The following is a 23,689-nucleotide window of genomic DNA, read 5'->3' as shown; positions in this document are numbered from 1 at the left end:
TTCGGGCATCCTTGCAGTGCTCGGGCTGCGGCCTGGCGCTGCTGCTGGGCAGCGTGGCGCAGGCCGACGAGCCGCCGTCACGACCGGCCATCAAGGCCAACCGCTGGCAGGAAGACTGGTCGGTGCTGCAGGACCCGGCCCTGCGCACGGCGCCGCTGGACAGCCTCAAGTACTTGTCGCTGTCTGAGGCCAACCCCTACACCTACCTGTCGCTGGGCGCGACCTTGCGCGAACGTTTCGAGATGAACGATGCACCCGGCTTCGGCATCAAGGGCGTGGCCCGCGATGCCTACCTGATCCAGCGTTTTCAGGTGCACGCCGATCTGCACCTGAACCAGAACTGGCGGCTGTTCACCCAGCTGGAAGACGACCGCGCCTTCGACAAGACCACGCTGGGCGGGGCCGACCAGGACCGGGCCGACCTGCGCCTGGCGTTTCTGGAATACAGCCGGACCCTGAGCGCGGGCACGGTAAAGGCCCGGGCAGGCCGCCAGGACTTCGCCTTCGACCTGCAGCGCTTCATCTCCTCGCGGGACGGGCCCAACGTGCGCCAGTCGTTCGATGCGCTGTGGGCCGACTGGGAGACGGCGAACTGGCGGTTCATTGGCCTCGCCAGCCATCCGGTGCAGTACTACGACGACCACGCGTTCGACGACACGTCCAACAGCGACCTGCGCTTCAATATGCTGCGGGTCGAACGGCTGGTGGCCGGCAACAATGAATTGTCGGCGTATTACGCGCGTTATCAGCGCAGTGACGGCCGTTATCTGGACGCGGCCGGGGACGAAACCCGGCATGTCTTCGACGCGCGCCTGGGTGGCGCCGCCCTGGGCTACGACTGGGACATCGAAGGCATGGCGCAGAGTGGATCGGTGGGCAACAAGGACATCCGCGCCTGGGCCGGCGGCAGCCGCCTGGGCTATACCTTCGCCGATCTGCCGTGGACGCCGCGCCTGGGCCTGCAGGCCGACATCGCCTCCGGCGACCGGCACGCCGGCGATGGCACGGTGGGCACGTTCAATCCGCTGTTTCCCAACGGCTATTACTTTTCCCTGGCCGGTTACACCGGCTACAGCAACCTGATCCACTTCAAACCGTCGATCACCGTCAAGCCGCTGGCCGGGCTCAGCGTGCAGACTGCCATCGGCCTGCTGTGGCGCCAGACCACCGAGGATGCCGTCTACACCCAGCCCAACATCGCCGTGGCCGGCACAGCCGGTGCCGGCCAGCGCTGGACCGGTGCCTATGGGCAACTGCGCACCGACTACGCCTTCACACCCAACCTGACCGGGGCCATCGAAGCGGTGCACTACGACGTCGGACAAAGCCTGCGCCAGGCGGGCGGGCACGACAGCAATTACCTGGGGGTCGAGTTGAAGATGGGCTGGTAACGATGCTTACGGGCCCACCGCGGGAAAATTTGCCCGCATGCACCTTAGGCATCACGCAACAAATCGTGGGAATTGAGCAGTTCGAAGGCCATCGCCGGATGGCGCTCCAGTGCCCGGCGGATCGCCGCCGGGATGGCCTGGCGGGTCTTGCGGCAGAGCCCGGGCAAGGGCTCGATCTCGATGCGGATGCCGCGCATGCTGCGTACCTCGGTCGCACCGGGCTGGACCTGCACGCGCAGACCCAGCTGCTCGAACATGCGCTGCTGCAGCCGGGCCAGGTCGACCAGGCTTTGCAGGCTCTCCAGGCGTTCGAGCAGACGTCTTTCTTCCAGGCGGGTCAGGCGCAGGATGCGCAGGTCGGCCCCCGGTGCATCCAGCAGCTGCTCGCGCTCGCAGATGCAAGCGCCGGGCGGGCAGGGTGGGCGCACAGGCAAGGTCGAAAGATTCATGGCCCAGGACTATAGCCGCGCCTCGCGCGCTTGCCTACGCCGTACCGACCATCGCCACGGCTCGGTCTTCAGCCAAGCGACAGCCATCAGCGATTACGATGAAATTTTTCGTTGCAGATTTCCAATCTGTCTCATTTTGTTACATTTACCTCGACCCCACAGTGCCTTGAGCGGGGGCCGGGCACTGTGATGCGCATAGGTGAAATGGAAATGACCCAAGTAATGGTCTTTGGCCGTGAAGATTGGCACGCTGGCGCCACCGAGCAGGAAGGTGACCAGGTGCTGCAGGCGCTGGAAGCCGGCAATGTGGTGGCGTTCGACCGCTTGCCGTTTGCGCTGAGCGAGCCGGAGCGCGCCTTGACGCAGTCCAGCCTGCTGGGCTCGAGCAAGAACATCAGCTACGCCAGCAGCACCGGCCAGCTCAAGGGCTGCGACGCCGGCCCCGCCCAATTGCAGGTGCTCGCGGCCATGCTGGCGCGCTTTGCCGCGTCCAGCCAGGCGCTGGTGCGCACGGTACTGGCCCCCTACAGCGACGGCCTGCAGGTCGCTCGCACCAGCTTTCGTCCGCAGGAGATCAAGGGCCGGCTGACCTCGTGGCGCAAGGACGACACGCGCCTGCATGTCGACAGCTTCCCGTCGTCGCCGGTGCAGGGGCGGCGCATCCTGCGAGTGTTCAGCAACGTCAACCCGTACGGTGAGCCACGGGTGTGGCGGGTCGGGGGCTCCTTCGACGAGGTCGCCAGCCGCTACGAGCTGCCCGGCCCGCTGTGGGGCTCCAGCCAGTTGCTCGACTGGCTGCATATCACCAAGTCGCGGCGCACCCCCTACGACCACCACATGCTGCGCCTGCACGACAGCCTGAAGGCCGACCCGGCCTACCAGAGCGGCGCGCAGCTGACTCATGAGTTCGCCCCGGGCACCACCTGGCTGGTGTTCACCGACCAGGTGCCCCATGCCGCGATGAGCGGGCGCTATGCCCTGGAACAGACTTTTCTGCTGCCGGTGCAGTACATGCGCGACGTGCAACGCGCGCCCGTCAAGGTACTCGAGCGGGTGCTCGGCCGCGAACTGGTTTAAGCCACGCCGGGCGCGCGGTGCACCGGGATGAACCGTCCCAGGCACGGGGCGGCGCAGCGGTCGTCGGCCAGACCGTCTGGTCTGGATCGGACCGTTTTTTAAATTGCAAGGTTATCAATTAGCTGCGCGATATTTCCGAGCCTGAGCAAACCTGGTCCAATCAATTCGGCATGTTTCTTGTGTGTGCTGGCCTACCCATCCTCCCAACCACAAAGGGCAGCGGCCATGCAGCACACTTCGCGCGTCAGCGAGCGCAACGGACTCTACGAACTGGAAGCGGGCAGCGACGTGCTCGACAGCCCGCGCTACAACCCCGACATCGCCCCGACCCGGTTGCAGCAGCGGACCTGGAACACCTGGCATATCACTGCCCTGTGGGTCGGCATGTCCATCTGCGTGCCGACCTACACCCTGGGCGGTGTGCTGACGTCCTACTTCGGCCTGTCGGTGGGCGAGGCACTGCTGGCGATCCTGCTGGCCAATATCATCGTGCTGATCCCGCTGACCTTGAATGCCTTCGCCGGCACCAAGTACGGCATCCCGTTCCCGGTGCTGCTGCGCTCCTCGTTCGGCGTCATCGGCTCCAACGTGCCCTGCCTGGTCCGCGCGCTGGTGGCCTGCGGCTGGTTCGGTATCCAGACCCTGTTCGGCGGCCTGGCCATCTCGCTGTTCCTGGGGTCGATCTTTCCGGCCTGGAAGAGCCTGGAGGGCACCGGCGAGGTGATCGGCTTCATGCTGTTCTGGGCGTTGAACCTGTGGGTGGTGATCCGCGGCGCCGAATCGATCAAGTGGCTGGAAACGCTGTCGGCGCCTTTGCTGTTGCTGGTGGGCGCCGGCCTGCTGAGCTGGGCGATGCCGCACATCTCCCTGACCGAATTGCTGGCCCAGCCGGCCAAGCGTCCGGAAGGCGCCAGCGTCGCCGGCTATTTCTGCGCGGGGCTGACTGCCATGGTCGGCTTCTGGGCCACGCTGTCGCTGAACATTCCGGACTTCAGCCGTTATGCCAAAAGCCAGAAGGCGCAGATCGTCGGGCAGATTCTCGGGCTGCCGCTGACCATGTTCCTGTTCGCCTCGCTGGGCGTGGTGATGACTGCCGCCTCGGTGGCGCTGGTCGGTGAGCGGGTGTCCGACCCGGTCAGCCTGATCGGCCATATCGACAACCCGCTCTGGGTGGCGGTGGCCATGGCGCTGATCATCGTCGCCACCTTGTCGACCAACACGGCGGCCAATATCGTGTCGCCCACCAACGACTTCCAGAACATCGCCCCCAAGCTCATCGGGCGAACCCGCGCGGTGCTGCTGACCGGCCTGGTCGGCTTGCTGCTGATGGGCCACGAACTGCTGAAAAAACTGGGTTGGCTGCACTCCGAAGTGAGCCTGGAGACGGTGTACTCCAATTGGCTGCTGGGCTACTCCAGCCTGCTCGGGCCGATTGCCGGAATCATGGTGGTCGACTATTTCGTGATCAAGCGCCAGACCCTCGACCTTGCCGGCCTGTACCGCGACGACGTCTACCCGGCGTGGAACTGGTTGGGCTTCATCGCCCTGGCCGTGCCGGTGCTGCTGACCCTGCTGTCGCTGGGCAGCAGCGCCTTCAGCTGGTTCTACGACTACGGCTGGTTCACCGGCTCGGCCCTCGGCGGGGTGGTCTACTACGCGCTGTGCAGCTGGCGTGGCGCGGCCTCGCTGGCGCGTCCGGCGCTGTCGGCGCGGCGCTGAGCCTGCTGCTCGACCAGCTGTTGCACCAGGTATTCGGCGTCCCGTGCCACGCCGCTAAAACGCCCCGAGCCCCAGGTGTGCAGCCAGGGCAGGCCAAGGAAGTACAGGCCCGGCTGGCCGCTGACGCCGCGCTGGTGGGCGGGGTAGCCGCGGCCGTTGAACACCGGTGCATCGACCCAGCTGAAATCCGGGGTGAAGCCGATACACCAGATCACGCTGGTGATACCGGCGCCGGCCAGATCGAGCTCGCGGCGCTCCCCGTCGGGTTGCCACACCGGCTGGTAGCGGGCTCCGGGCGGCGCCTGGATGGCATGTTCGTCGATGTATTTGTCGATGCTGGCGTTGATCCGGTCGTACACCGCATCGGCGGTGTCGAGGCTGGTGCCCAGATTGTCGGCAAACTGCAGCACCTCACCGTCCAGGCCTTGCAGTCGGCCGAACAACTGCATGCCTTGCACGGCGAACTGGCGCAGGTCGATGTCGCGGCCGCCGTCGCGCCCGGTGACATAATGGTTGGTGTTGTCGCGCACGCCCTCGCGTAGCGGGTGCTGATCGACGCCGATGTCGTAGTAGCCCATCTCGGCCAGCCAGTCGACCACGTCCTTGCCGCGATAGAAGCGCGCGCAGCGCGGCGCGTCACCCACCGCCAGGTACACCTGACGCCCGGCCAGGTGCAGGTCTTCGGCGATCTGCGCCCCCGACTGGCCGCTGCCCACCACCAGCACCGCACCGTCGGGCAGCGCCTGGGGGTTGCGATACTGCCCGGAGTGCAGCTGGGTGATGGCCGCCGGCAGCCGCTCGGCCAGACGCGGAATGATCGGCGTATGGTAGCCACCGCTGGCGACGATCACCTGATCGGCGCTGAACTCTCCGGCCGAGGTGCTCATGGTATAGCCGCCCGCCACGCGGGGCACCAGGCGTTGCACGCTGACGCCCTCGCGCACCGGGGCGGCGACCTTGGCGATGAAGGCGTCGAGATAGGCGATGATCTGTTCGCGCACCATGAACCCGTGCGGGTCGTCGCCGGCGTAGGCGTGGCCGGGCAGGGCGCACTGCCAGTTGGGCGTAACCAGGCTGAAGGCATCCCAGCGCTGCTGGCGCCAGGTGTGGGTCAGGCTGTGCTTCTCCAACACCAGGTGGTCGATGTTGTGCGCTTGCAGGTAGTGGCTGGCTGACAGGCCGGCCTGGCCGCCGCCGACGATGATGACGCTGTAATGGGACATGGGTGGCTCCGCATTGGCTATGGAAGGCTAGATATCGCCGTAACCGCTGGCGTGGACTTTTCCGGCACCCTGGATGAGCAACTCCAGCACCTCGACCCGGGCGTCCTCAGGCAAGCTGCGGGCCTGCATGCGCAAGCCGGCCAGGCTGTCCATGGCCGAACTGCAATAGAAGCCCTTGACCACCTTGACCCGCTCGCTGGCGGCGTTGAGGCCGCGTTCGGCACGGCTCATGAAATCGCCCAACGGGTAGCTGTGGCCCGCCTGCAGGTGGTCGAGAATCGCCGTGGAGGGCGAGTAGGCGCTGCTGTGCTGACCATCGGGCCAGCGCAGGTGAACGGTGACGGCGGGCATGTCAGTGCTCCCTTGATGAATGGGGATGGGCGGTAGGCGTCATGCCGGTGAAGGGGGCGGCGGCCAGGTCCCAGAAGGTGGCATGGGCGCTGCCCAGCTGCACGTCCAGGCGGGCACTGGCGCTGACTTCGCCAAGGGCGCTGCACTGCAGGCCCTCGTAGGCGAACGCGGCCTGCACCACCGGGAAATCTTCAGGGGCCAGGGTGAACACGAAGCCGTAGCTGGGGAACGCCTGTAGCCAGCGCTCCAGGTCGCCGTCGGCGGGGCGCGGCAGCTCGTCCAGGCGGATGCTCGCGCCGCAGCCGGTGGTTTCCAGCAGCATCAGCAGGGTACCGAGCAGGCCGGCGTTGCTGATGTCCTTGGCGGCGCGCAGCAGGCCGGCTTCGGCCAGCCGCGGGATGACCTCCAGCTTGGCCCGCAGGCGCTCCGGCGGGCAGTGCTCGAAGGCTTTCCAGTAGGCTGCGTTGCCGTGCCACTGGCCGTCGAGGTCGACGGCGGTGGCGAGCATCTGCCCCGGTTGCACATGCCAGGTCGAGAGCAGGCTGCGTGCCCAGCCGATGATGGCCACGGCCAGCGCGGCGGGGTTGCCCGCAGCCAGGCTGGTATGGCCGCCGGCAAGCAGCAGGCCGTAGGCGTCGCAGGCGGCACGGATGCCGGCCAACAGCTGTTCGGCCGGCTCGTCCTGATGGTGCCAGTAGGCGTTGACCACGGCCGTGGCGCGGCCGCCCATGGCAGTGATGTCACTGACGTTGGCCATCACCGCCGACCAGCCGGCGAACCATGGCGCCTGCTCGACGAACGCCGGCAACATGCCCTCGATCGCCAGCAGTTGATACTGCTCGCCACAACGGATCGCCGCCGTGTCATCGCCGGGCAGGGCGTAGCGCTGGTCGGCGGTCGAGCCGCCGGGCAGCGAAGCGAAGCGGGCCGGCTGCTGGATCGCCAGCTTGGCCGCCATGGCCTCGGTAGCGCGCAGCCGCTGCAACAGCGCGTCGAGATCAGCTTGCATGGCGGCCATCCTGGCGAGCGGGCAACGCCACCTGGCGGGGCTGCAGGGGGTAGGCCGGCAGCTGCGCCTGCATGAGTACGTGGGGCTGGCCGAGCAGGTCGAGGCTATCGAGGCTGTGCCAGTGCAGGCGCTGGAAATAGCCCTCGTTGGCCGCCTGCACGGTCGCCAGAAAGCGCTGGCAGCCCAGGTCGATGGCCCGTGACACTGCCTCGTTGACCAGTGCCGTGCCGATCATCGCGTGGCGCCGGTAAGCCTGGGCCACACACAGGCGGCCGCCGTACCACAGGCCTGGCTCGGCCAGCGGCGCGGGCTGGTAGATACGCACCGCGCCGATCACCTGGTCGGGCATGCCGCAATGATGGGCGATGGCAACGATGGCGATGGCGCCGAAGTCCCTGTCGTCCTTGTCCTGGCTGAACAGCTGCTGCTCGCGGGAGAACACCGCGCGGCGCAGGGCGTAGTAGTCGGCCTTTTCCCAGGCCTGATCGGCGGGCTTGACCAGCAGGTCGCCGGCGAGAAAGTCGGCGAAGGTGCTGTTGACGATGGCATAGGCGTGCTCGGCCATGGCGCGAACCTCATTCGTGATGTTTGAGCGCCGAACAGGCGCCGCACTTGGCGCAGCCAGCGGTGATGTTGTCCGAGTGCAGGCCGTGACGACGCAGACTGGCGCCGATGCGCGGGTACAGGCGTTGCATGAAGGCGCTGTCGGGCTTGGCGTGGCCAGCCAGCGGGGTGCCGTCGATGGGAACGAAGGGCACCACGAAGGGGTACACGCCCAGGCTCGCCAGACGCTCGCTCATGGCGGCGATGGCGGCTTCGCTGTCGCCCAGCCCGGCGAGAATGTAGGTACTGACCTGGCCGTGGCCGAACACCTTGACCGCCGCCTCGAAAGCGCTGAAGTAACGGCTCAGCGGCACCTGCGCCTTGCCTGGCATGATGCGCTGGCGAACGGCGTCGGTGACCGCCTCCAGGTGCATGCCCAGCGCGGTCACGCCGCTGTCGCGCAGGCGCAGGAACCAGTCGTCGTGGTCCGGCGGCTCGCACTGGGCCTGGATCGGCAGGCTGACCGCGCGGGTCACGGCGGCGGCCGACTCGCAGAGAATGGCCGCACCTCGGTCGCGGGTCTGGGGCGTGCCGGTGGTCATCACCATGTGCCGCACGCCGTCCAGGCGCACCGCCGCAGCTGCCACTTCGGCCAGCTGCGCCGGGCGTTTGCGGGCGATGGTCTTGCCGGCCGCCAGCGACTGGTCGATGGCGCAGAACTGGCAGGCACTGGCCGCGTCGTTCATGCGGATGCAGTGCTGCAGCACGGTGGTGGCCAGCACATCCTTGCTGTGCAGGGTGGCGATCTTCCAGTAGGGGATGCCGTCGGCGGTGCTCAGGGCGTAGAAATTCGGCACCCCGGGCAACTGCACCTGGCCCACCTGCAGGCCTTCGCGAAAGATCAGCGCCTGGCCGCCGGTGCTGTCGGGCACGGCAGTGAAGGGCGAGTCGAGCGAGGCGCGGTTCAGCATCGGCACCATGGCGGTGTGCTCACCCAAGGACAGCGCCTTGTGGTCGGAGGGCCCGGCGCCGCCCTTGCGCACCAGGCCGTCGGCGCCTTGCCAGCGCACGCCGTGGCATTGCAGCTCGGCGAGCAGGTCAGGGCTGCTGGCGGGCATGATCAAGGTTTCATTCATGCGCGTGCACCTCATCGCGCTGGTGGACATGCAGCGCGGGGCGGCGGTCGATCAGCAGGCTGAGCAGCTCGGGACGGCTGTAATGGCCGACCGAATCCATCATGCGCTTGCGCTTGTCGATCAAGGCGAAGTTAAGGTCGGCGATCACCCAGCCTTCGCCCTCGCGCAGCGGCTCGCCGAGCAGCTTGCCCTCCGGTGAGACGATGGCGGTGAAACAGCCGCCCGAGATCGGTTCGAGCCTGCAGCCGGTGTCCTGCATGATCTGCGCTTGCTGCCCGGCGTCCAGCCAGGCGGTGGCGTTGACCACGAAGCAGCCGCTCTCCAGGGCATGGTGGCGAATGGTGACTTCGATCTGCTCGGCGAACACCTGGCCGACCAGGGAGCCGGGAAACATTGCCGCGTGGATCTGCTCGCCGTCGGCCATCAGCGCGTAGCGCGCCAGCGGGTTGTAATGCTCCCAGCAGGCCAGCGCGCCGATGCGCCCGACCTGGCTGGCGGTGGCGCACAGCCCGGAGCCGTCCCCCTGGCCCCAGACCATGCGCTCGTGGTAGGTGGGGGTGATCTTGCGTCGATGCTGGATCAGCGTGCCGTCGGCGTCGAACAGCAACTGGGCGTTGTACAGCGTGCCGCCGTCGCGCTCATTGACGCCGATGCAGGCGACGATTGCAGCCTCGCGGCAGGCTTCGGCCAGCTGACGGGTGATGTCGGACGGCACCTGCACCGACTCTTCAAGCAGCTGCAGGTGTTCCTTGCCCATCGCGTACGGCGCCTGGACAAAGGAGAAATAGGGGTAGTACGGCACCACGGTCTCGGGGAAGACCGCGAACTGCACACCCTCGCGGCCAAGCGCCAGCAAGGTGCGCACGAGCTTGTCGACGGTGGCCTGGCGCGAGTACAACACGGGGCTGAACTGCACGGCGGCGGCGCGGATGGTGGGCATCGAGTGGATCCTCTAAAAGATGCGGTAGCCTGCGCCCTGCCGGCCCGAGCTTGCTGGGGCCGGCAGGTTGACTGGCACTCGGGAACTCAAGCCGCGACTCAAGCCGTCCAGGTATCGATGATCATCGCCCCCTCGCGCCGCATCAGCAGGCGCAGGTCCATCACGTCCAGCGGGTTGATCGGGCGGATGCCTTCGATCAAGGCCTTTTCCGTCTGCCCGTACAGGGCCTGCAAGGCAAAGCGGCAGGCATACACCTCGCCGCCCTCGGCCATGAACGCCTTGAGTTGGTTGTTCACTGCCAGGTGACCGGGAAAGGCCTCGGCGCCCAGGGTCGGGAAGCCGCGTTGCACGCCCAGCTGCACGCCCGGGCCGTACAGCAGCACCTTGGTCTCGAAACCCTTGCGCAGCAGGCGCTTGGCCTGCAGCAGGTTGACCAGGCCGATGGAACCCTCGAAGGCAATGGTGTGGAAGGTCAGCAGGGCTTTTTCGCCGGGCTCGGCCTTGACGTCCTCGAAGACCTTTTCTTCGTAATTGACCAGAAAATCGCCGTCTTGATAGTGGGCAATGTCGACTGTAGGCATCAGTGGGTGCTCCGTTGGCTGGGGTGTTGGATGGCGCCGGGGAAGCCGCTGGCGGCTTGTCCCTTTGCCTAGGTCAGAGCGAACCGCGTGCCAGAAATAACGTCCGGCCAGCTTCATGGCGCAACTGTCTGAAATGCTTGAGGAACCCGTTCTGAGCTGGTTTTTCAGGAGTTATCTGAGCCTGTCCGTGGGCTACGCTTTCCCGTAGAAATACGAATATTCGTAATGCCAACTCACGAGATTGCGTAGCCATGGGCGATACCGACTTGATGAACGGCTGGGCCGACCTGGCGTATTCCTCGCGCCACATGGCGTTCGAGCATTGCAGCGAGGCGATTGCCTTGCTCGACCCCTATGCCGATCGTTTCGGCGACCTCAACGTGGCGGCCTGCAAGCTGCTCGGCTATCCACGCCAGGAATTGCTGGAAATTGCCGTCAGCCGCCTGTTCGGCCACCAACTGGCCGACCTCATCGTGTTCACCCAGGCGGTGATGGAAAAAGGCCGGCGCTGGAGCGACGAGCTCAGCTGCAACTGCAAGGGCGGCGAGCGGCTGCAACTGGAGATATCGGCCACGCCCCTGGGCATCAAGGGTCGCCAGCAGATGATCCTGGTGCTGCGCGAGCAAAGCAGCGAGCGCTACCAGCGCGACCAGGCGCACACCGAGCGGACCCTGCGCGGCGGGCTGATGGAGTGGCGCAACATCCTCAGCCTGTTCCAGGAAAGCGAGCGCGACAACCAGCTGCTACTCAGCGCCGTCGGCGACGGGATATACAGCATCGACAGCGCAGGCCTGGCGACCTTCGTCAACCCGGCCGGGGCACGTATGCTTGGCTGGCAGCCGGCCGACATGATCGGCAAGAACATCCACCGCATCCACCATCACAGCCATGCCGACGGCAGCCACTACCCGGTGGAGGACTGCCCCATCTACAAGGCGGTGCACGACGGCGTGATCCACGAGGGCCGCCAGGAAACCTTCTGGCGCCGCGATGGCAGCAGCTTCCCGGTGGAATTCACCAGCACCCCGGTGATCGACGATGGCCGCATCGCCGGCGCCGTGGTGGTGTTTCGCGACATCACCGAGCGGCGCACCACGGAAATCCAGCTGCAGACCGCCTTGCACGAGTTGCAGCTGCTTAAACGCCGCCTGGAAGAACAAAACGCCTACCTGCAGGAAGAAATGCACATCGAGCACAACTTTCGCGAGATCGTCGGGCAAAGCGAAGCGATTCTGAAGATCGTCAAGCAGATCGACGTGGTCGCACCCACCGACGCCAGCGTGTTGATCAACGGCGAGTCGGGCACCGGCAAGGAGCTGATTGCCCGAGCGATCCACCAGGCCAGCCGGCGCAGCAGCCAACCGCTGATCCGGGTCAATTGCGCGGCGATCCCGGCGGAGCTGTTCGAGAGCGAATTCTTCGGCCACATCCGCGGGGCCTTTACCGGCGCGATCCGTGACCGGGTCGGTCGCTTCGAGCTGGCTGACGGGGGCACACTGTTTCTCGATGAAATCGGCGAGATCCCGCTGGAGCTGCAAGGCAAGCTGTTGCGCGTGTTGCAGGAGGGTCAGTTCGAGCGCGTGGGCGAGGAGCGCACCCGCCAGGTCGACGTGCGCATCGTCGCCGCGACCAACCGTGACCTGCGCCAGGAGGTGGCGGCACGGCGCTTTCGCGAAGACCTGTATTTCCGCCTCAACGTCTTTCCCATCCAGTCACCGGCGCTGCGCGAGCGGCCCATGGACATCGCTCCGCTGGCCGCGCATTTCCTGCGCCAGATCGGCCAGCGCCTGAACATGCCGGGCCGGCGCCTGCGCAACGGCGACATCGAACGGCTGCAGCGCTATACCTGGCCGGGCAACATTCGCGAGTTGCAGAACGTGGTGGAGCGCGCGCTGATCACCGCCCAGGGCAGCGACCTGAACTTCGACCTGCCGGACGAACAGCGTGCGCCGGCAGCGCCCTTGCAGGCAGCGCTGCTGACCGAGCAGCAGATGCGCCGACTCGAGCGCGACAACATGCTCAAGGCCCTGCAGCTGAGCGGCGGTCGGTTGTTTGGCAAGGACGGTGCCGCGCAGCTGCTGGGGGTCAAGCCGACGACCCTGGCGTCACGGCTCAAGCGCTTGGACATTCATGTGGACTGAGCCCAGGTGGACTTAGCCGGCCTGGCGCGCAACTCAGTTGACCGGCACCGGCGCCAGTGTCCCCAATAACGACACCGCCGCCAGCGCGCCGAAGCCCAGCGCCCACTCGATGCCCACGGTCCAGCGCAGCTGCTGCTGACTGACAGGAGGGCGATGCAGGCGCCGGCGGTGCCAGGCAGCCAGGGCCAGCATGCACAGCACCATCGCCGCCTTGACCGCCAGCACCGTGGCGAACGGCGACTGCCCTGGTACTGGCCAGAATGAACCGGTCAACACCCGCACGTTGATCAGGCCGGTGACCAGCACGCCTATCACCAGTACCAGGCCGATGGAGCTGAAGCGCAGCAACAGCTCGCCCATGTCCTGGCCCTTGGGCTTGGCCAGCAGGAAGGTCAGCAGCATCAGTGCGCCCATCCAGGCGCCGACGCAGAACAGATGCACCAGCTGGTTGATCACCAGCAAGGTGCCGTCCAAGCCATCGAGCATCACCGCGTGCCCCACCGGCGCCAGGGTGGCCAGCGCCAGGGCGCTGAGCGGGCGGGCGATCACCGCACCGCGCGCAGTCGGGATGCGCAACACCAGCAGCAACGCGGCGCACAGCAGCAGGTGCAGGCTCCAGACCTTGCCGAAGAAGGTTTCACCGAGCACCTTCTTAACCGCCGCAAAGTCCAACGCGGTGACCGCTACCCCATGCATGTCGGCCGCCAACAGCACCAGCCACAGCGCCGCGCTGACCAGCGCCACGCCGGCGAGCAGGCACAGCAGGGGGTCGAGGAGGTTGCGGATGCGCGATTGCTGCGCCGGGTGGTCGAGCATCAGCCCGCGGAACATGCTTGCACCGAATACCAGCATCAAGGCAGCGAAATGGATGAAGCGGACGATGACTAAGGCGCTCATGACAGACCAAGGCTGAAAAATGCGGCCATTAAGCACTAAGGCAGCGGCGGGGGCAAATGCCGCCGACCGGGATGCGCGGTTGACGCGCGGGAATAGGAGAAATCCATGAATCGCTCGGCGGTTGATATCAGAAATGAGAATCAATTATAGTTATTTCGCTTGCCAGCTAGACTCAAGCGACGAGTGTCGCCGCCGTCCGTCATGCCCCGGGCATTTTTCCTGCGGCTGAGCAGTCGAGTATGCATCGGGTTCACGCTGTGCAAGGGGTAGACTGCTTTGGCCAGGAACAAACAGCTTCTGAACTTCCGCGCCAGCGACGGCGAGCCGGCGCTGCTGGGCCGCTTTGGCACCGGTGAGCGGCCAAGCATGGGCGAGCTCAACGCCAGTGTGGCGGTGCCGCAAGGCGGCGGCTGGCTGCGCCGGCTGCTGGCCTTCGCAGGGCCCGGCTACATGGTCGCGGTCGGCTACATGGACCCGGGCAATTGGGCCACCGACCTGGCCGGGGGCTCGCAGTTCGGTTATACCCTGCTGTCCGTCATACTGCTGTCCAACCTCATGGCCATTCTCCTGCAGGCTCTGGCTGCACGCCTGGGCATTGCCACTGGCCTGGACCTGGCGCAGGCCTGTCGGGCACATTATTCGCCGCCAGTGCGGGTGCTGCTGTGGCTGGCCTGCGAAGCGGCCATCGTCGCCTGCGACCTGGCTGAAGTGATCGGCACCGCCATTGCCCTCAAGCTGCTGTTCGGTCTACCGCTGGTCTGGGGGGCAGTGCTCAGCGCGCTGGATGTGTTCCTCATCCTGCTGTTGATGAAGCGCGGGTTCCGCTCACTGGAAGCTTTCGTCATCGCCTTGCTGACTGTGATTTTCGCCTGCTTCGCTGCGCAGATGGTCATGGCACAACCGGTTCTGGCCGATGTGCTGGCCGGTTTCGTACCCCAGGCAGAAGTGGTGACCAACCCGGCTGCGCTGTACATCGCCATCGGCATCATTGGCGCCACGGTAATGCCCCATAACCTTTACCTGCATTCATCCATCGTACAGACCCGCGCCTACGAGCGCAGCGAGGCGGGGCGGCGCATGGGCCTGCGCTGGGCCGTCACCGACAGCACCGTGGCATTGATGCTGGCGCTGTTCGTCAACGCCGCCATCCTGATCACTGCCGCAGCCGTGTTCCACAGTGCCGGGCGCACCGATGTGGTGGAAATCGAACAGGCCTACCAACTGCTCTCGCCGATGCTCGGGATCGGCATCGCCTCGGTGCTGTTCGCCGTGGCGCTGCTCGCGTCCGGGGTCAACTCGACGGTGACCGCGACCCTGGCCGGGCAGATCATCATGGAGGGTTTCCTGCAACTGCGCATTCCCGACTGGGCACGACGCCTGCTGACGCGCGGGCTGGCGGTGATTCCGGTGGTGCTGGTAACGGCCTTGTACGGCGAATCCGGCACGGCGCGCCTGCTGGTGTTCAGCCAGGTGATCCTGTCGATGCAGCTGCCGTTCGCGGTAATCCCGCTGGTGCGTTTCGTGTCCGACCGCCAGTTGATGGGCGTGTTCGTCACCGGTCGGCCATTGACCGTCATCGCCTGGGCGGTGGCCGGGCTGATCCTGGTGCTCAACGGCAAGCTGCTGGTGGACGCCTTCGGCCTCTTGCAATGATTCTCAGGCAGGCAGGTGGTTCTGCTCGGTGAGGCGCTGCACCGCGAGGCGCCGGTAGTGGGACGGGGTCATGCCTTTGAGTTGCTGGAAGCGCCGGTTGAAATTGGAGATGTTGTTGAAGCCCGACTCGAAGCACACGTCGGTCACCGGCTTGTCGCCATCGGCCAGCAGTTCGCAGGACTTGCTGATACGCAGGCGGTTGACGAACTCGACGAAGGTGCGCCCGGTGGACTGTTTGAACACCCGGGAAAAGTAGGTGGCCTTCATGCCCAGGTGTTCGGCCACCTCTTCCAGGGTCAGCTCGCGGCCGTAATGGCTGAAAATGTAATCGACTGCCCGGTTGGTGCGGTCGATATTGTGCTCGTCGGCCAGTTGAGGTGCGGTGATGTCGCTGAGCAGTTGATAGTCTTCGCAGCCGGCGAGCAATTCCATGAGTATCAGGAAGTGTCCCAACCGGCCGATGCCGCGGCTCTCGGCAATGCGCTGCATCAGGTGTTCGGCCTGCTCAAGGGTCTGCTGGCAGCGAAACTCCACCCCTTGGCGGGCCCGCTCGAGCAGCGGCGCAAGGGTCTTGAGCTCGGCGAACACCTGATGGCCACCGTCGAACAGTTCGTCGCTGAAGTTGACCAGCATGTCGCGTTTTTCCACCACCTCGTCGTCGGCCACCTGGCTGATCCAGTTGTGCGGCAGATTGGGGCCGGTAAGAAACAGGCTGCGCGGGTTGAAGTTGCCGATGTAGTCGCCGACGAACACCTTGCCGGAACTGGCGACTATCAAGTGCAGCTCGTATTCCTTATGAAAGTGCCAGCGCACCAGCGGGCAGGGGAAGCCATGTTGCCGATAGATGATCGACAGGCCGTCGTGGTCGTCCATCAGCTCATAGGAAGGATCGGTGATCTTCGAAGTTCTGCTCATTGTCCTGGCCGTTATTATTATCGCCAATGCAGCACGCAGCATAACGGCACAGGCCGGCGCCTGTCCAAGCGGGCGCCGCGCCTAGCGCAGGCCCGGTCCGGCCTGCTGGAGTTCGACCGCAGGTTCGTCGGCCAAACCAGGCAGGCAAGTCAGCTCGCGCGGGCCTTCCTGGAGATAATTCAAGGCATCGGTGGCCAGGCGCATGCTGAGGTTTTCCGAGTCCTGGCTGGCCAGGCAGATGGCCGCGACTAGGGCTTCTATCACCCCCAGCAGCGCCACTTTGGAATTGGTCAGCACCGCGTGGGCCTGGGGTGCGTACAGTGCCAGGTCGGTCAGCGCGCTCAAGGGCGAGGCGGGCGAGTCGGTGAGCGCCAGCAGGGTCGCGCCGCGGGCCTGGGCGAACTGGGCCAGACGCACCACTTCGTCATGGTAGGGGGGCATGGCAATCGCCAGCAGCACGTCGCCGCTGGCGATGGTGGCCAGGCGATAGGCTGCCATTTCCGCACCGCCTTCCACGCTGACCGTACTGACGCCGCTGCACACCGGCATCAGGCTGGCGGCGGCCAGTCCGGCCAGGTAATAGCTTGCGCCGAAACCCACGATGTAGGTCCGCTTGGCGTTCTGCAAGGCCTTGACCACCGCGTCGAAGCGCTCGCTGCTATTGCCCAGCAGCACGCCGTCGAGGTTGCCCTTGGCCAGGCGAATCTGCTGTTCAAGTGAGAAACCGCTGCGCCGCCGGCGGTTGACTTCGCCGTGCACTTGTTCGTCCGGGGCGACCAGGCGTAGCAGGTTGTCCACCAGAGCGTTGTGCAGACCGGTATAGCCATTCATGCCCATGGCGTTGGCCAGGCGGTTGACCGCGGCCGTAGAGGACTCGGCGCGCATGGCGAGGATATCGATCGTCAGGGTCGCCGAGCTGAGCGGGTGGCGCAGGATGAAGTCGCACACCTTGCGTAGCGCCGGTCGCGTGGTTCGGGACATCTTGGCCAACTGCACCATCAAGCGCGAATCGTAAACGGAACTCTCTTGTATTAGCAGCATGACGCAACCCTCGGTGCGGTCTGGCCAAGGCGCAGGCCGGTTAACGAATGTGCTGGAATCATTCTTTGGATCCGACTGCTGAAATACCGTACCTCAATCAAGATAAGTTCGATAGTGACAAATCTGACAGTTTTTTTGCCAATGTCCTTCTACTTACCGGCGTTCTTGGCCTCGATCCATTGCGCCATGTACTGAGTGCTTTTGTGCTGGTGATGCTGAAGCATGGCGCCGGTGAAATTGGCCAGCCGGTGCGCAGCGGTATCGGCCAGCAGCGCCTCGATACGTGCGATCAACGCCGCGCCGTGGCGGCCCCGATCATAACGTTCAGCCAGCAACCGTTGTGCCTGGAGCTGGCTCTGCTGCCAAAGCACGGGATCCTGGTGCAGGGCCACTGCCGCATCGGCGAACGCCTGGGCGGTGCTGGCCACCGCGCCCGGCCAGGGCCATTGGCCATGCATGGCTTCAGCGCCGATCGGCGTCGTCACGCTGGGAGTCTGGCACAGCATGGCGTCGGCCAGCTTGCCCTTGATTCCGGCACCGAAACGCAGCGGCGCCAGGTTGACCCGCGCAGCGGACATCACCTGAAGGGCGTCTTCGGCCCAGTTCATGATATGAAAGCCCTGCCTTGGGTTGTGCAGGGCGCTGGCTTTGGGCGGAGTATAGGCGCCGTAAATGTGCAGCTGGGCCTGCGGCAGCTGTGCGCGGATGAGCGGCCAGATGGCGTGCTTGAGCCAGAGCACGGCGTCCCAATTGGGTTCATGGCGGAAATTGCCGATGCTCAGGAAATGTTCGCGCTCGCTGAAGGTTGGCAGGGCCTGGCGCGGCGGGTCGAGCATCAACGGGCACCAGTGCAGCAGGGCCGCAGGCAGGCGAAACTGCTCGATGAGCAGCTGCTGCTCCACGTCCGAGATCATCAGGCTAAGGTCGCTGCGATAGATCGCGGCGACCTCGCGCAAGGTCACGTCGGCGCCAGCCATGTGCCGGTACACGCCGTGCAGGGCGTCCTCGAACAGGTCGCTGAAGTCCTCGCCAGCATCGCTTCGCTTGAGGCGCGCCTTGAGCAGTTGCTGACGGGCGTCCCGCAGACCGTGCAGGTCGCAGGTCTCCAGCACGCGCAGGGCCTGCGGGCAGTGCCTGGCCACGCGCCAGCCGAATTGCTCCTCCATCATGAAGCGATCGAACAGCACCACGTCGGGCGCCAGCTCGACGACGAACTCGTCGAAGCTGCTGTGGTTGAGCAGAATGTTGCGCTCGGCGATGCCCAGCGCCACCAGATCGGCCTTGTGCTCGCCCAGTGCCGCAGGGCTGGCGAAGGTGACCTGCCAGCCGGCGCCGAGGAAACTTTCGAGCAGCTGCATCATGTGCCCGCCGGCGGCCGACGAACGCGGCTCGGGCCAGACATAGCCGATCACCAGGACGCGCAGGGGGGAGTGGGGCATGGGGAGGGCCTACAGGGAGGGTGGGGTATATGTCGAGGTTCAACAGGGCGGTTATCGGCTGCCACGGCCGGGCGGCCGTGGCGGGCAGGGGGGCAATCGAGTCTGGATCACAACATCGACTTGACCTTGTCCCTGAGTTGGTCGATGGAGAAGGGCTTGCCTATGGACTGCATGCCGGCCGGCACGTCGACATTGTCGGCGTAGCCACTGGCGAACAGGATGGGCAGGTCCGGGCGTACCTTTCGCGCTTTGAGCGCCAGGTCGCGGCCGTTGATGTCCGGCAGCCCGACGTCGGTCATCATCAGGTCGATCTGCTGCCCCAGGTCGCTGAAGATGGCCGAGGCCTGGTCGCCGTCTGCGGCCTCCAGAACCTTGTAGTCGAGCTCTTCGAGCACGTCGACGATCAGCATGCGCACGATATCGTCGTCTTCGACGACCAGAAGGGTGCGGTGAGATTTGGACATCTTGGCGATCCTGAATTCGGTAATGAAGCGATTGGACGATGGCGCGCGTCGGCAAAGATTCAGCCGCAGTGTAAGAACCAGTGGTGCAGGGGGAGTTCCCGAGTGTAGCGGCATTTTGCCAATGAGTTTTGACTGCACAGCATAACGGCATTGGCCGCCGACCAGAATAGCGCTTGGTCAGTCCGGCGTTCGCCGATGGCTGACGGTTGTAGGAAAAGTCTGACCTATTTTCGAAAAAGCCTGTAGGAAAAATAGAACTTTTACTCGGAATTACGGCAAAATCCTCGGCTTGAGTTCCCACCCAGGCCAATGGATATGACTAAATCGTCAACGATCGACGAGCAAAGCTTTCGTAAACTCCTGAGTCGCAACGTCGGTTTGCCCCTGGGTGTGGGGCTGCTGAGCGGCGTGGTGTTCGTCGGCATCATCGTTTACCTGATGTCGGTGATCGACTGGGTCGAGCACACCGACCGAGTGATCAACAACGCCAACGAGGCGGTCAAGCTGTCGATCGACATGGAAACCGGCATGCGCGGCTTCCTGCTGACCGGTAACAACAGCTACCTGGACCCGTTCGAACTGGCCAAGCCGCGGTTGGCGGCAGAGCTGCCAGCGCTGCAGCAGTTGGTGTCGGACAACCCTCGTCAGGTCGATCGCCTGACCCGCATCATGGCCATGCAGAAGGAATGGATCGCCTACGCGCAGTCCATGGTCGAGGCGCGCCGCCAGAACGCCGACTTCTCCACCGCCGTGCAGGCTGGCCAGGGCAAGCGCCTGACCGACGAGGTGCGCAAGGAGTTCGAAGACTTCATCGCCATGGAGCAGAGCCTGCGGGTCACTCGCGCCGAAGACGTGACCCATACCATCACCGCCTCGATCAGCCTTTATGTGTTGTTCGTGCTGCTGATCAGCGGCCTGGTCGCCTGGTTCGGCCGCCGCGATATTCTCGCCTTGTCCAATTCCTATGGCGATAACCTCGACGCCCAGATCGCCTCCAGCGAGCGCCTGCAGGAGCAGGCCTGGCTGCGCACCGGGCAGACGCAACTGGCCGAGCAGGTGCTGGGGCAGCTGACCCTGCAGATGCTTGGGCGCAACGTGCTGCGATTCTTTGCCAGCTATGTGGGCAGTGTGGTCGCCGCCGTCTATGTCCGTGAGGAGCACGGCAGCCTGCGCCGGGTCGCCACCTACGGTTTCTCCCGCGAGCAGGAAGGCCAGCAACAGACCATCATCAATGGCGAGGGCATCGTCGGCCAAGCCGTACAGCAGAATCGCCTGGTGCGCCTGGACGACGTGCCGCAGGACTATTTCAAGGTCAGCTCGGGCCTGGGTGACGGCTCGCCGCGCAGCGTTCTGGTGATGCCCACCAGCAATGACGACGACATCAATGGCGTGATCGAACTGGGTTTTCTGCGTGCCGTCGAACCGCGCGACATCGAGCTGATGCACCTGCTGGCCGGCAACATCGGCACCTCCATCGAGGCGGCGCGCTATCGCCAGCGTCTGCAGGAAGTGCTGGCCGAGACCCAGCAGCTCAACGAAGAGCTGCAAGTGCAGCAGGAAGAACTGAAAACCGCCAACGAAGAGCTCGAAGAGCAGTCGCGTGTGCTCAAGGAATCCCAGGCGCACCTGGAAACCCAGCAGGCCGAACTGGAGCAGACCAACGAGCAGTTGGCCGAGCGCACCGACGCCCTGGCCGATCAGCGCGACGCCCTGGACCGCAAGAACGCCGAACTCAACCGCGCTCAGGTGCAGCTCGAGGAGCGCGCCGAAGAGCTGCAGCGTTCGAGCAAGTACAAGTCCGAATTCCTCGCCAACATGAGCCACGAGTTGCGCACGCCACTCAACAGCTCGCTGATCCTGGCCAAGCTGCTGTCGGAAAACCCCCAGGGCAACCTGACCGGCGAGCAGGTCAAGTTCGCCGACTCGATCTACTCGGCAGGCAACGACCTGCTGCACCTGATCAACGATATCCTCGACATTTCCAAGGTCGAGGCCGGCAAGCTGGAAGTGCGCCCGGAAAACCTCAGCGTGCCGCGCCTGGTCGATGGCCTGCGCTCGATGTTCGAGCCCCTGGCCCACGAGAAGCAGCTGCAGTTCACCGTGGATGTGCAGGAGGGCGCGCCGCAGTCGTTGTTCACCGACCGCCAGCGCGTCGAGCAGATCCTCAAGAACCTGCTGTCCAACGCCTTCAAGTTCACCGAGCAGGGCGGCGTCGGCCTGACCGTGTCGCGCCAGCCCAACGGTGGTATCGCCTTCAATATTCGCGATTCGGGCATTGGTATCGCCCAGGACCAGCAGCAGAGCATTTTCGAAGCCTTCCGCCAGGCCGACGGCACCACCAACCGCCGCTACGGCGGCACCGGCCTGGGCCTGTCGATTTCCCGCGACCTGGCCGCGCTGATGGGCGGCTACATCAGCGTCACCAGCGAGCTGGGCCAAGGCAGCATCTTCACCCTGGTGCTGCCCGAACAGTACGAGGAGCAGGCCCTGGCCAGCGCCACCGTGGCGCCGGCGCGAGACCACCTGCCGCCGCCGATCATCCCGGCCCGTGCGCCGGTGCCCGCGCCGCCGCCCGCCGTACCGAGCGCCCCGGATATCGTCATCGCCAAGTTCCCCGACGACCGCGACAAGGGGCCGTTCGACAAACGCTGCATCCTGGTGATCGAAGACGAGCCGAACTTTGCCCGCATCCTTTATGACCTGGCCCACGAGCTGGATTATCACTGCCTGGTGGCTCACGGCGCCGACGAGGGCTTCGACCTGGCCGAGCGCTTTGTGCCCGACGCCGTGCTGCTCGACATGCGCCTGCCCGACCACTCCGGCCTGACCGTGCTGCAGCGCTTGAAGGAGCAGGCCAGCACCCGGCACATCCCGGTGCACGTGATTTCCGTGGAGGACCGGGTCGAGGCCGCGCTGCACATGGGCGCCGTCGGCTACGCGGTCAAGCCGACCACCCGCGACGAGCTCAAGCAGGTGTTCGCTCGCCTGGAAGCCAAGCTCACGCAGAAGCTCAAACGCATCCTGCTGGTGGAGGACGACGACCTGCAACGCGACAGCATCGCCCGCCTGATTGGCGACGACGACATCGAGATCACGGCCGTGGGCTTTGCCCAGGAGGCCCTCGACCTGCTGCGCGAAAACATCTACGACTGCATGATCATCGACCTCAAGCTGCCGGACATGCTTGGCAACGACCTGCTCAAGCGCATGTCCACGGAGGAGATTCGCTCGTTCCCGCCGGTGATCGTCTACACCGGCCGCAACCTCACCCGCGAGGAAGAAACCGAGCTGCTCAAGTACTCGCGCTCGATCATCATCAAGGGCGCGCGTTCACCCGAGCGCCTCCTCGATGAGGTGACACTTTTTCTGCACAAAGTCGAATCGCAGCTGTCAACCGAACGGCAAAGAATGCTGAAAACCGCACGCAGCCGCGACAAGGTCTTCGAGGGCCGCAAGATCCTCGTGGTCGACGACGATGTGCGCAACATCTTTGCCCTGACCAGCGCCCTGGAACACAAGGGTGCCATCGTTGAAATCGGGCGCAATGGCCGCGAAGCGATCGAGCGACTCAATGCGGTAGAGGACATAGACCTGGTGTTGATGGACGTGATGATGCCGGAAATGGACGGCTACGAAGCGACCCGCGAGATCCGCAAGGATCCGCGCTGGCGCAAGCTGCCGATCATCGCCGTCACCGCCAAGGCCATGAAGGACGACCAGGAGCGCTGCCTGCAGGCAGGGTCCAACGACTACCTGGCCAAGCCTATCGACCTCGACCGCCTGTTTTCGCTGATTCGCGTGTGGCTGCCCCAGTTGGAGCGCATCTAGTGAGCGAACCCCGTGCAGGCGGCGCGGCCCCAGTGGCGGCGCCGCGCACCAGCGATATGGATATCGAGATCCGCCTGCTGATCGAGGCGATCTACCTCAAGTACAGCTACGATTTTCGTGACTACTCGGGGGCTTCGGTCAAGCGGCGCATCCTGCATGCCTTGACCCAGCTGGAATGCGCGACCATTTCCGCGCTGCAGGAGCGGGTACTGCATGACGCCACGGCGTTCATGCAGCTGCTGCAATACCTCACCATCCCGGTCAGCTCGATGTTTCGCGACCCCGAGCATTTCCTGATGATCCGCCGCGAGGTGGTGCCGCTGCTGCGCACCTACCCCTCGCTGAAGATCTGGATCGCCGGCTGCAGCACCGGTGAGGAGGTGTACTCGATGGCGATTTTGCTGCGCGAGGAAGGCCTGCTCGACCGCACCATCATCTACGCCACCGACATCAACCCGACGTCGCTGGAGAAGGCCAAGGTCGGCATCTATTCCATGGAAAACGTGCGCGCCTACACCGAGAATTACCAGAAGGCCGGTGGGCAGAACGCGTTCTCCAACTATTACACCGCCGCCTACGGCAATGCGATCTTCGACAGCAGCCTGCGCGAAAACGTGACCTTCGCCGACCACAGTCTGGCCACCGACAGCGTATTTTCCGAGACTCAGCTGATTTCATGCCGTAACGTATTGATTTATTTCAATAAAAAGTTGCAGGATCGCGCCTTCGGGCTGTTTCACGATTCCCTTTGTCACCGTGGCTTCCTGGTGCTCGGCAGCAAGGAAACCCTGGATTTTTCCGCGTACAGTTCGCGCTTCGAGACCCTGGCGCGACCGGAACGCATCTATCGCAAGCTTTGATGGCGCCCGGTGCCTCTTTTCGACCGGCAGCA

General features: G+C 64.9%; 20 protein-coding genes. 7 read left to right on the top strand and 13 right to left on the bottom strand.

All coding sequences use genetic code 11. From position 1 onward, the window contains the following. The first annotated feature begins 11 nt into the window (after window positions 1-11). On the top strand, window positions 12-1,391 hold the full coding sequence (locus SFA35_RS17110) for an alginate export family protein (protein ID WP_320571725.1): 1,380 nt from the start codon (window positions 12-14) through the stop codon (window positions 1,389-1,391). A gap of 44 nt (window positions 1,392-1,435) precedes the next feature. Here the strand turns inward: SFA35_RS17110 and SFA35_RS17105 are convergent, their stop codons facing one another. Continuing rightward, window positions 1,436-1,840, bottom strand: coding sequence for a hypothetical protein (locus SFA35_RS17105; protein ID WP_320571724.1), 405 nt, complete (start codon window positions 1,838-1,840; stop codon window positions 1,436-1,438). Between the two features lie 210 nt (window positions 1,841-2,050). Between SFA35_RS17105 and SFA35_RS17100 the strand changes: the two genes are divergently transcribed. Both SFA35_RS17100 and SFA35_RS17095 read left to right on the top strand, forming a co-directional pair. Next, on the top strand, window positions 2,051-2,917 hold the full coding sequence (locus tag SFA35_RS17100; protein WP_320571723.1) for a Kdo hydroxylase family protein: 867 nt from the start codon (window positions 2,051-2,053) through the stop codon (window positions 2,915-2,917). Between the two features lie 225 nt (window positions 2,918-3,142). Next, the gene (locus SFA35_RS17095) at window positions 3,143-4,636 is read left to right on the top strand and encodes an NCS1 family nucleobase:cation symporter-1 (protein ID WP_320571722.1); all 1,494 of its coding nucleotides are present in this window, start codon (window positions 3,143-3,145) and stop codon (window positions 4,634-4,636) included. On the opposite strand, the gene SFA35_RS17090 is transcribed toward SFA35_RS17095, so the two are convergent. The 7 genes from SFA35_RS17090 to SFA35_RS17060 form a co-directional block, all read right to left on the bottom strand. Then, window positions 4,570-5,859, bottom strand: a complete 1,290-nt coding sequence (locus tag SFA35_RS17090; RefSeq protein WP_320571721.1) for an MSMEG_0569 family flavin-dependent oxidoreductase — start codon at window positions 5,857-5,859, stop codon at window positions 4,570-4,572. The genes SFA35_RS17095 and SFA35_RS17090 overlap by 67 nt on opposite strands. A 27-nt stretch (window positions 5,860-5,886) precedes the next feature. Beyond that, on the bottom strand, window positions 5,887-6,210 hold the full coding sequence (locus SFA35_RS17085; protein WP_320571720.1) for an MSMEG_0570 family nitrogen starvation response protein: 324 nt from the start codon (window positions 6,208-6,210) through the stop codon (window positions 5,887-5,889). 1 nt (window position 6,211) lies between these two features. Beyond that, window positions 6,212-7,219, bottom strand: coding sequence for a sll0787 family AIR synthase-like protein (locus tag SFA35_RS17080; protein WP_320571719.1), 1,008 nt, complete (start codon window positions 7,217-7,219; stop codon window positions 6,212-6,214). Further along, complete coding sequence (locus tag SFA35_RS17075) at window positions 7,209-7,784, bottom strand: MSMEG_0567/Sll0786 family nitrogen starvation N-acetyltransferase (protein ID WP_320571718.1); 576 nt, start codon at window positions 7,782-7,784, stop codon at window positions 7,209-7,211. The genes SFA35_RS17080 and SFA35_RS17075 overlap by 11 nt, the downstream gene beginning before the upstream one ends. A 10-nt stretch (window positions 7,785-7,794) precedes the next feature. Further along, window positions 7,795-8,898, bottom strand: coding sequence for an MSMEG_0568 family radical SAM protein (locus tag SFA35_RS17070; RefSeq protein WP_414058416.1), 1,104 nt, complete (start codon window positions 8,896-8,898; stop codon window positions 7,795-7,797). Further along, window positions 8,891-9,838, bottom strand: a complete 948-nt coding sequence (locus tag SFA35_RS17065) for a Nit6803 family nitrilase (RefSeq protein ID WP_320571717.1) — start codon at window positions 9,836-9,838, stop codon at window positions 8,891-8,893. The genes SFA35_RS17070 and SFA35_RS17065 overlap by 8 nt, the downstream gene beginning before the upstream one ends. Window positions 9,839-9,936: 98 nt before the next feature. Further along, entirely contained in the window at window positions 9,937-10,419 is a 483-nt protein-coding gene (locus SFA35_RS17060; RefSeq protein WP_320571716.1) for an MSMEG_0572/Sll0783 family nitrogen starvation response protein, read from the bottom strand. Window positions 10,420-10,670: 251 nt separating this feature from the next. Here SFA35_RS17060 and SFA35_RS17055 point away from each other — a divergent pair, with 251 nt between their 5' ends. Further along, complete coding sequence (locus SFA35_RS17055; RefSeq protein ID WP_320571715.1) at window positions 10,671-12,560, top strand: sigma 54-interacting transcriptional regulator; 1,890 nt, start codon at window positions 10,671-10,673, stop codon at window positions 12,558-12,560. 33 nt (window positions 12,561-12,593) lie between these two features. Here SFA35_RS17055 and copD read toward each other — a convergent pair whose 3' ends face one another. Continuing rightward, window positions 12,594-13,457: a copper homeostasis membrane protein CopD gene (copD, locus tag SFA35_RS17050; RefSeq protein WP_320571714.1), complete on the bottom strand. Its 864-nt coding sequence runs from the start codon at window positions 13,455-13,457 to the stop codon at window positions 12,594-12,596. Window positions 13,458-13,823: 366 nt separating this feature from the next. Between copD and SFA35_RS17045 the strand changes: the two genes are divergently transcribed. After that, entirely contained in the window at window positions 13,824-15,110 is a 1,287-nt protein-coding gene (locus tag SFA35_RS17045) for an Nramp family divalent metal transporter (RefSeq protein WP_320579081.1), read from the top strand. Between the two features lie 3 nt (window positions 15,111-15,113). Here SFA35_RS17045 and SFA35_RS17040 read toward each other — a convergent pair whose 3' ends face one another. The 4 genes from SFA35_RS17040 to SFA35_RS17025 form a co-directional block, all read right to left on the bottom strand. Then, complete coding sequence (locus SFA35_RS17040) at window positions 15,114-16,025, bottom strand: AraC family transcriptional regulator (protein ID WP_320571713.1); 912 nt, start codon at window positions 16,023-16,025, stop codon at window positions 15,114-15,116. Window positions 16,026-16,106: 81 nt separating this feature from the next. After that, a complete protein-coding gene (locus tag SFA35_RS17035) occupies window positions 16,107-17,066 on the bottom strand; it encodes a MurR/RpiR family transcriptional regulator (protein ID WP_320571712.1) in 960 nt (319 codons plus the stop codon). A gap of 149 nt (window positions 17,067-17,215) precedes the next feature. Further along, window positions 17,216-18,505 carry a glycosyltransferase gene (locus SFA35_RS17030; protein WP_320571711.1) on the bottom strand — a complete coding sequence of 430 codons (1,290 nt, stop codon included), beginning with the start codon at window positions 18,503-18,505 and terminating at the stop codon, window positions 17,216-17,218. Window positions 18,506-18,612: 107 nt separating this feature from the next. Continuing rightward, entirely contained in the window at window positions 18,613-18,969 is a 357-nt protein-coding gene (locus SFA35_RS17025) for a response regulator (RefSeq protein ID WP_320571710.1), read from the bottom strand. Window positions 18,970-19,284: 315 nt separating this feature from the next. Here SFA35_RS17025 and SFA35_RS17020 point away from each other — a divergent pair, with 315 nt between their 5' ends. Both SFA35_RS17020 and SFA35_RS17015 read left to right on the top strand, forming a co-directional pair. After that, the gene (locus tag SFA35_RS17020; protein ID WP_320571709.1) at window positions 19,285-22,797 is read left to right on the top strand and encodes a response regulator; all 3,513 of its coding nucleotides are present in this window, start codon (window positions 19,285-19,287) and stop codon (window positions 22,795-22,797) included. A gap of 56 nt (window positions 22,798-22,853) precedes the next feature. Next, entirely contained in the window at window positions 22,854-23,657 is an 804-nt protein-coding gene (locus SFA35_RS17015; protein ID WP_320579079.1) for a protein-glutamate O-methyltransferase CheR, read from the top strand. The last annotated feature ends 32 nt before the right edge of the window (window positions 23,658-23,689 follow it).

Source organism: Pseudomonas sp. HR96 (genome assembly GCF_034059295.1).
GTDB lineage: Bacteria > Pseudomonadota > Gammaproteobacteria > Pseudomonadales > Pseudomonadaceae > Aquipseudomonas.
The sequence above is the reverse complement of the archived record's forward strand: the minus strand, read 5'-3'. Positions and strand labels throughout refer to the sequence as shown.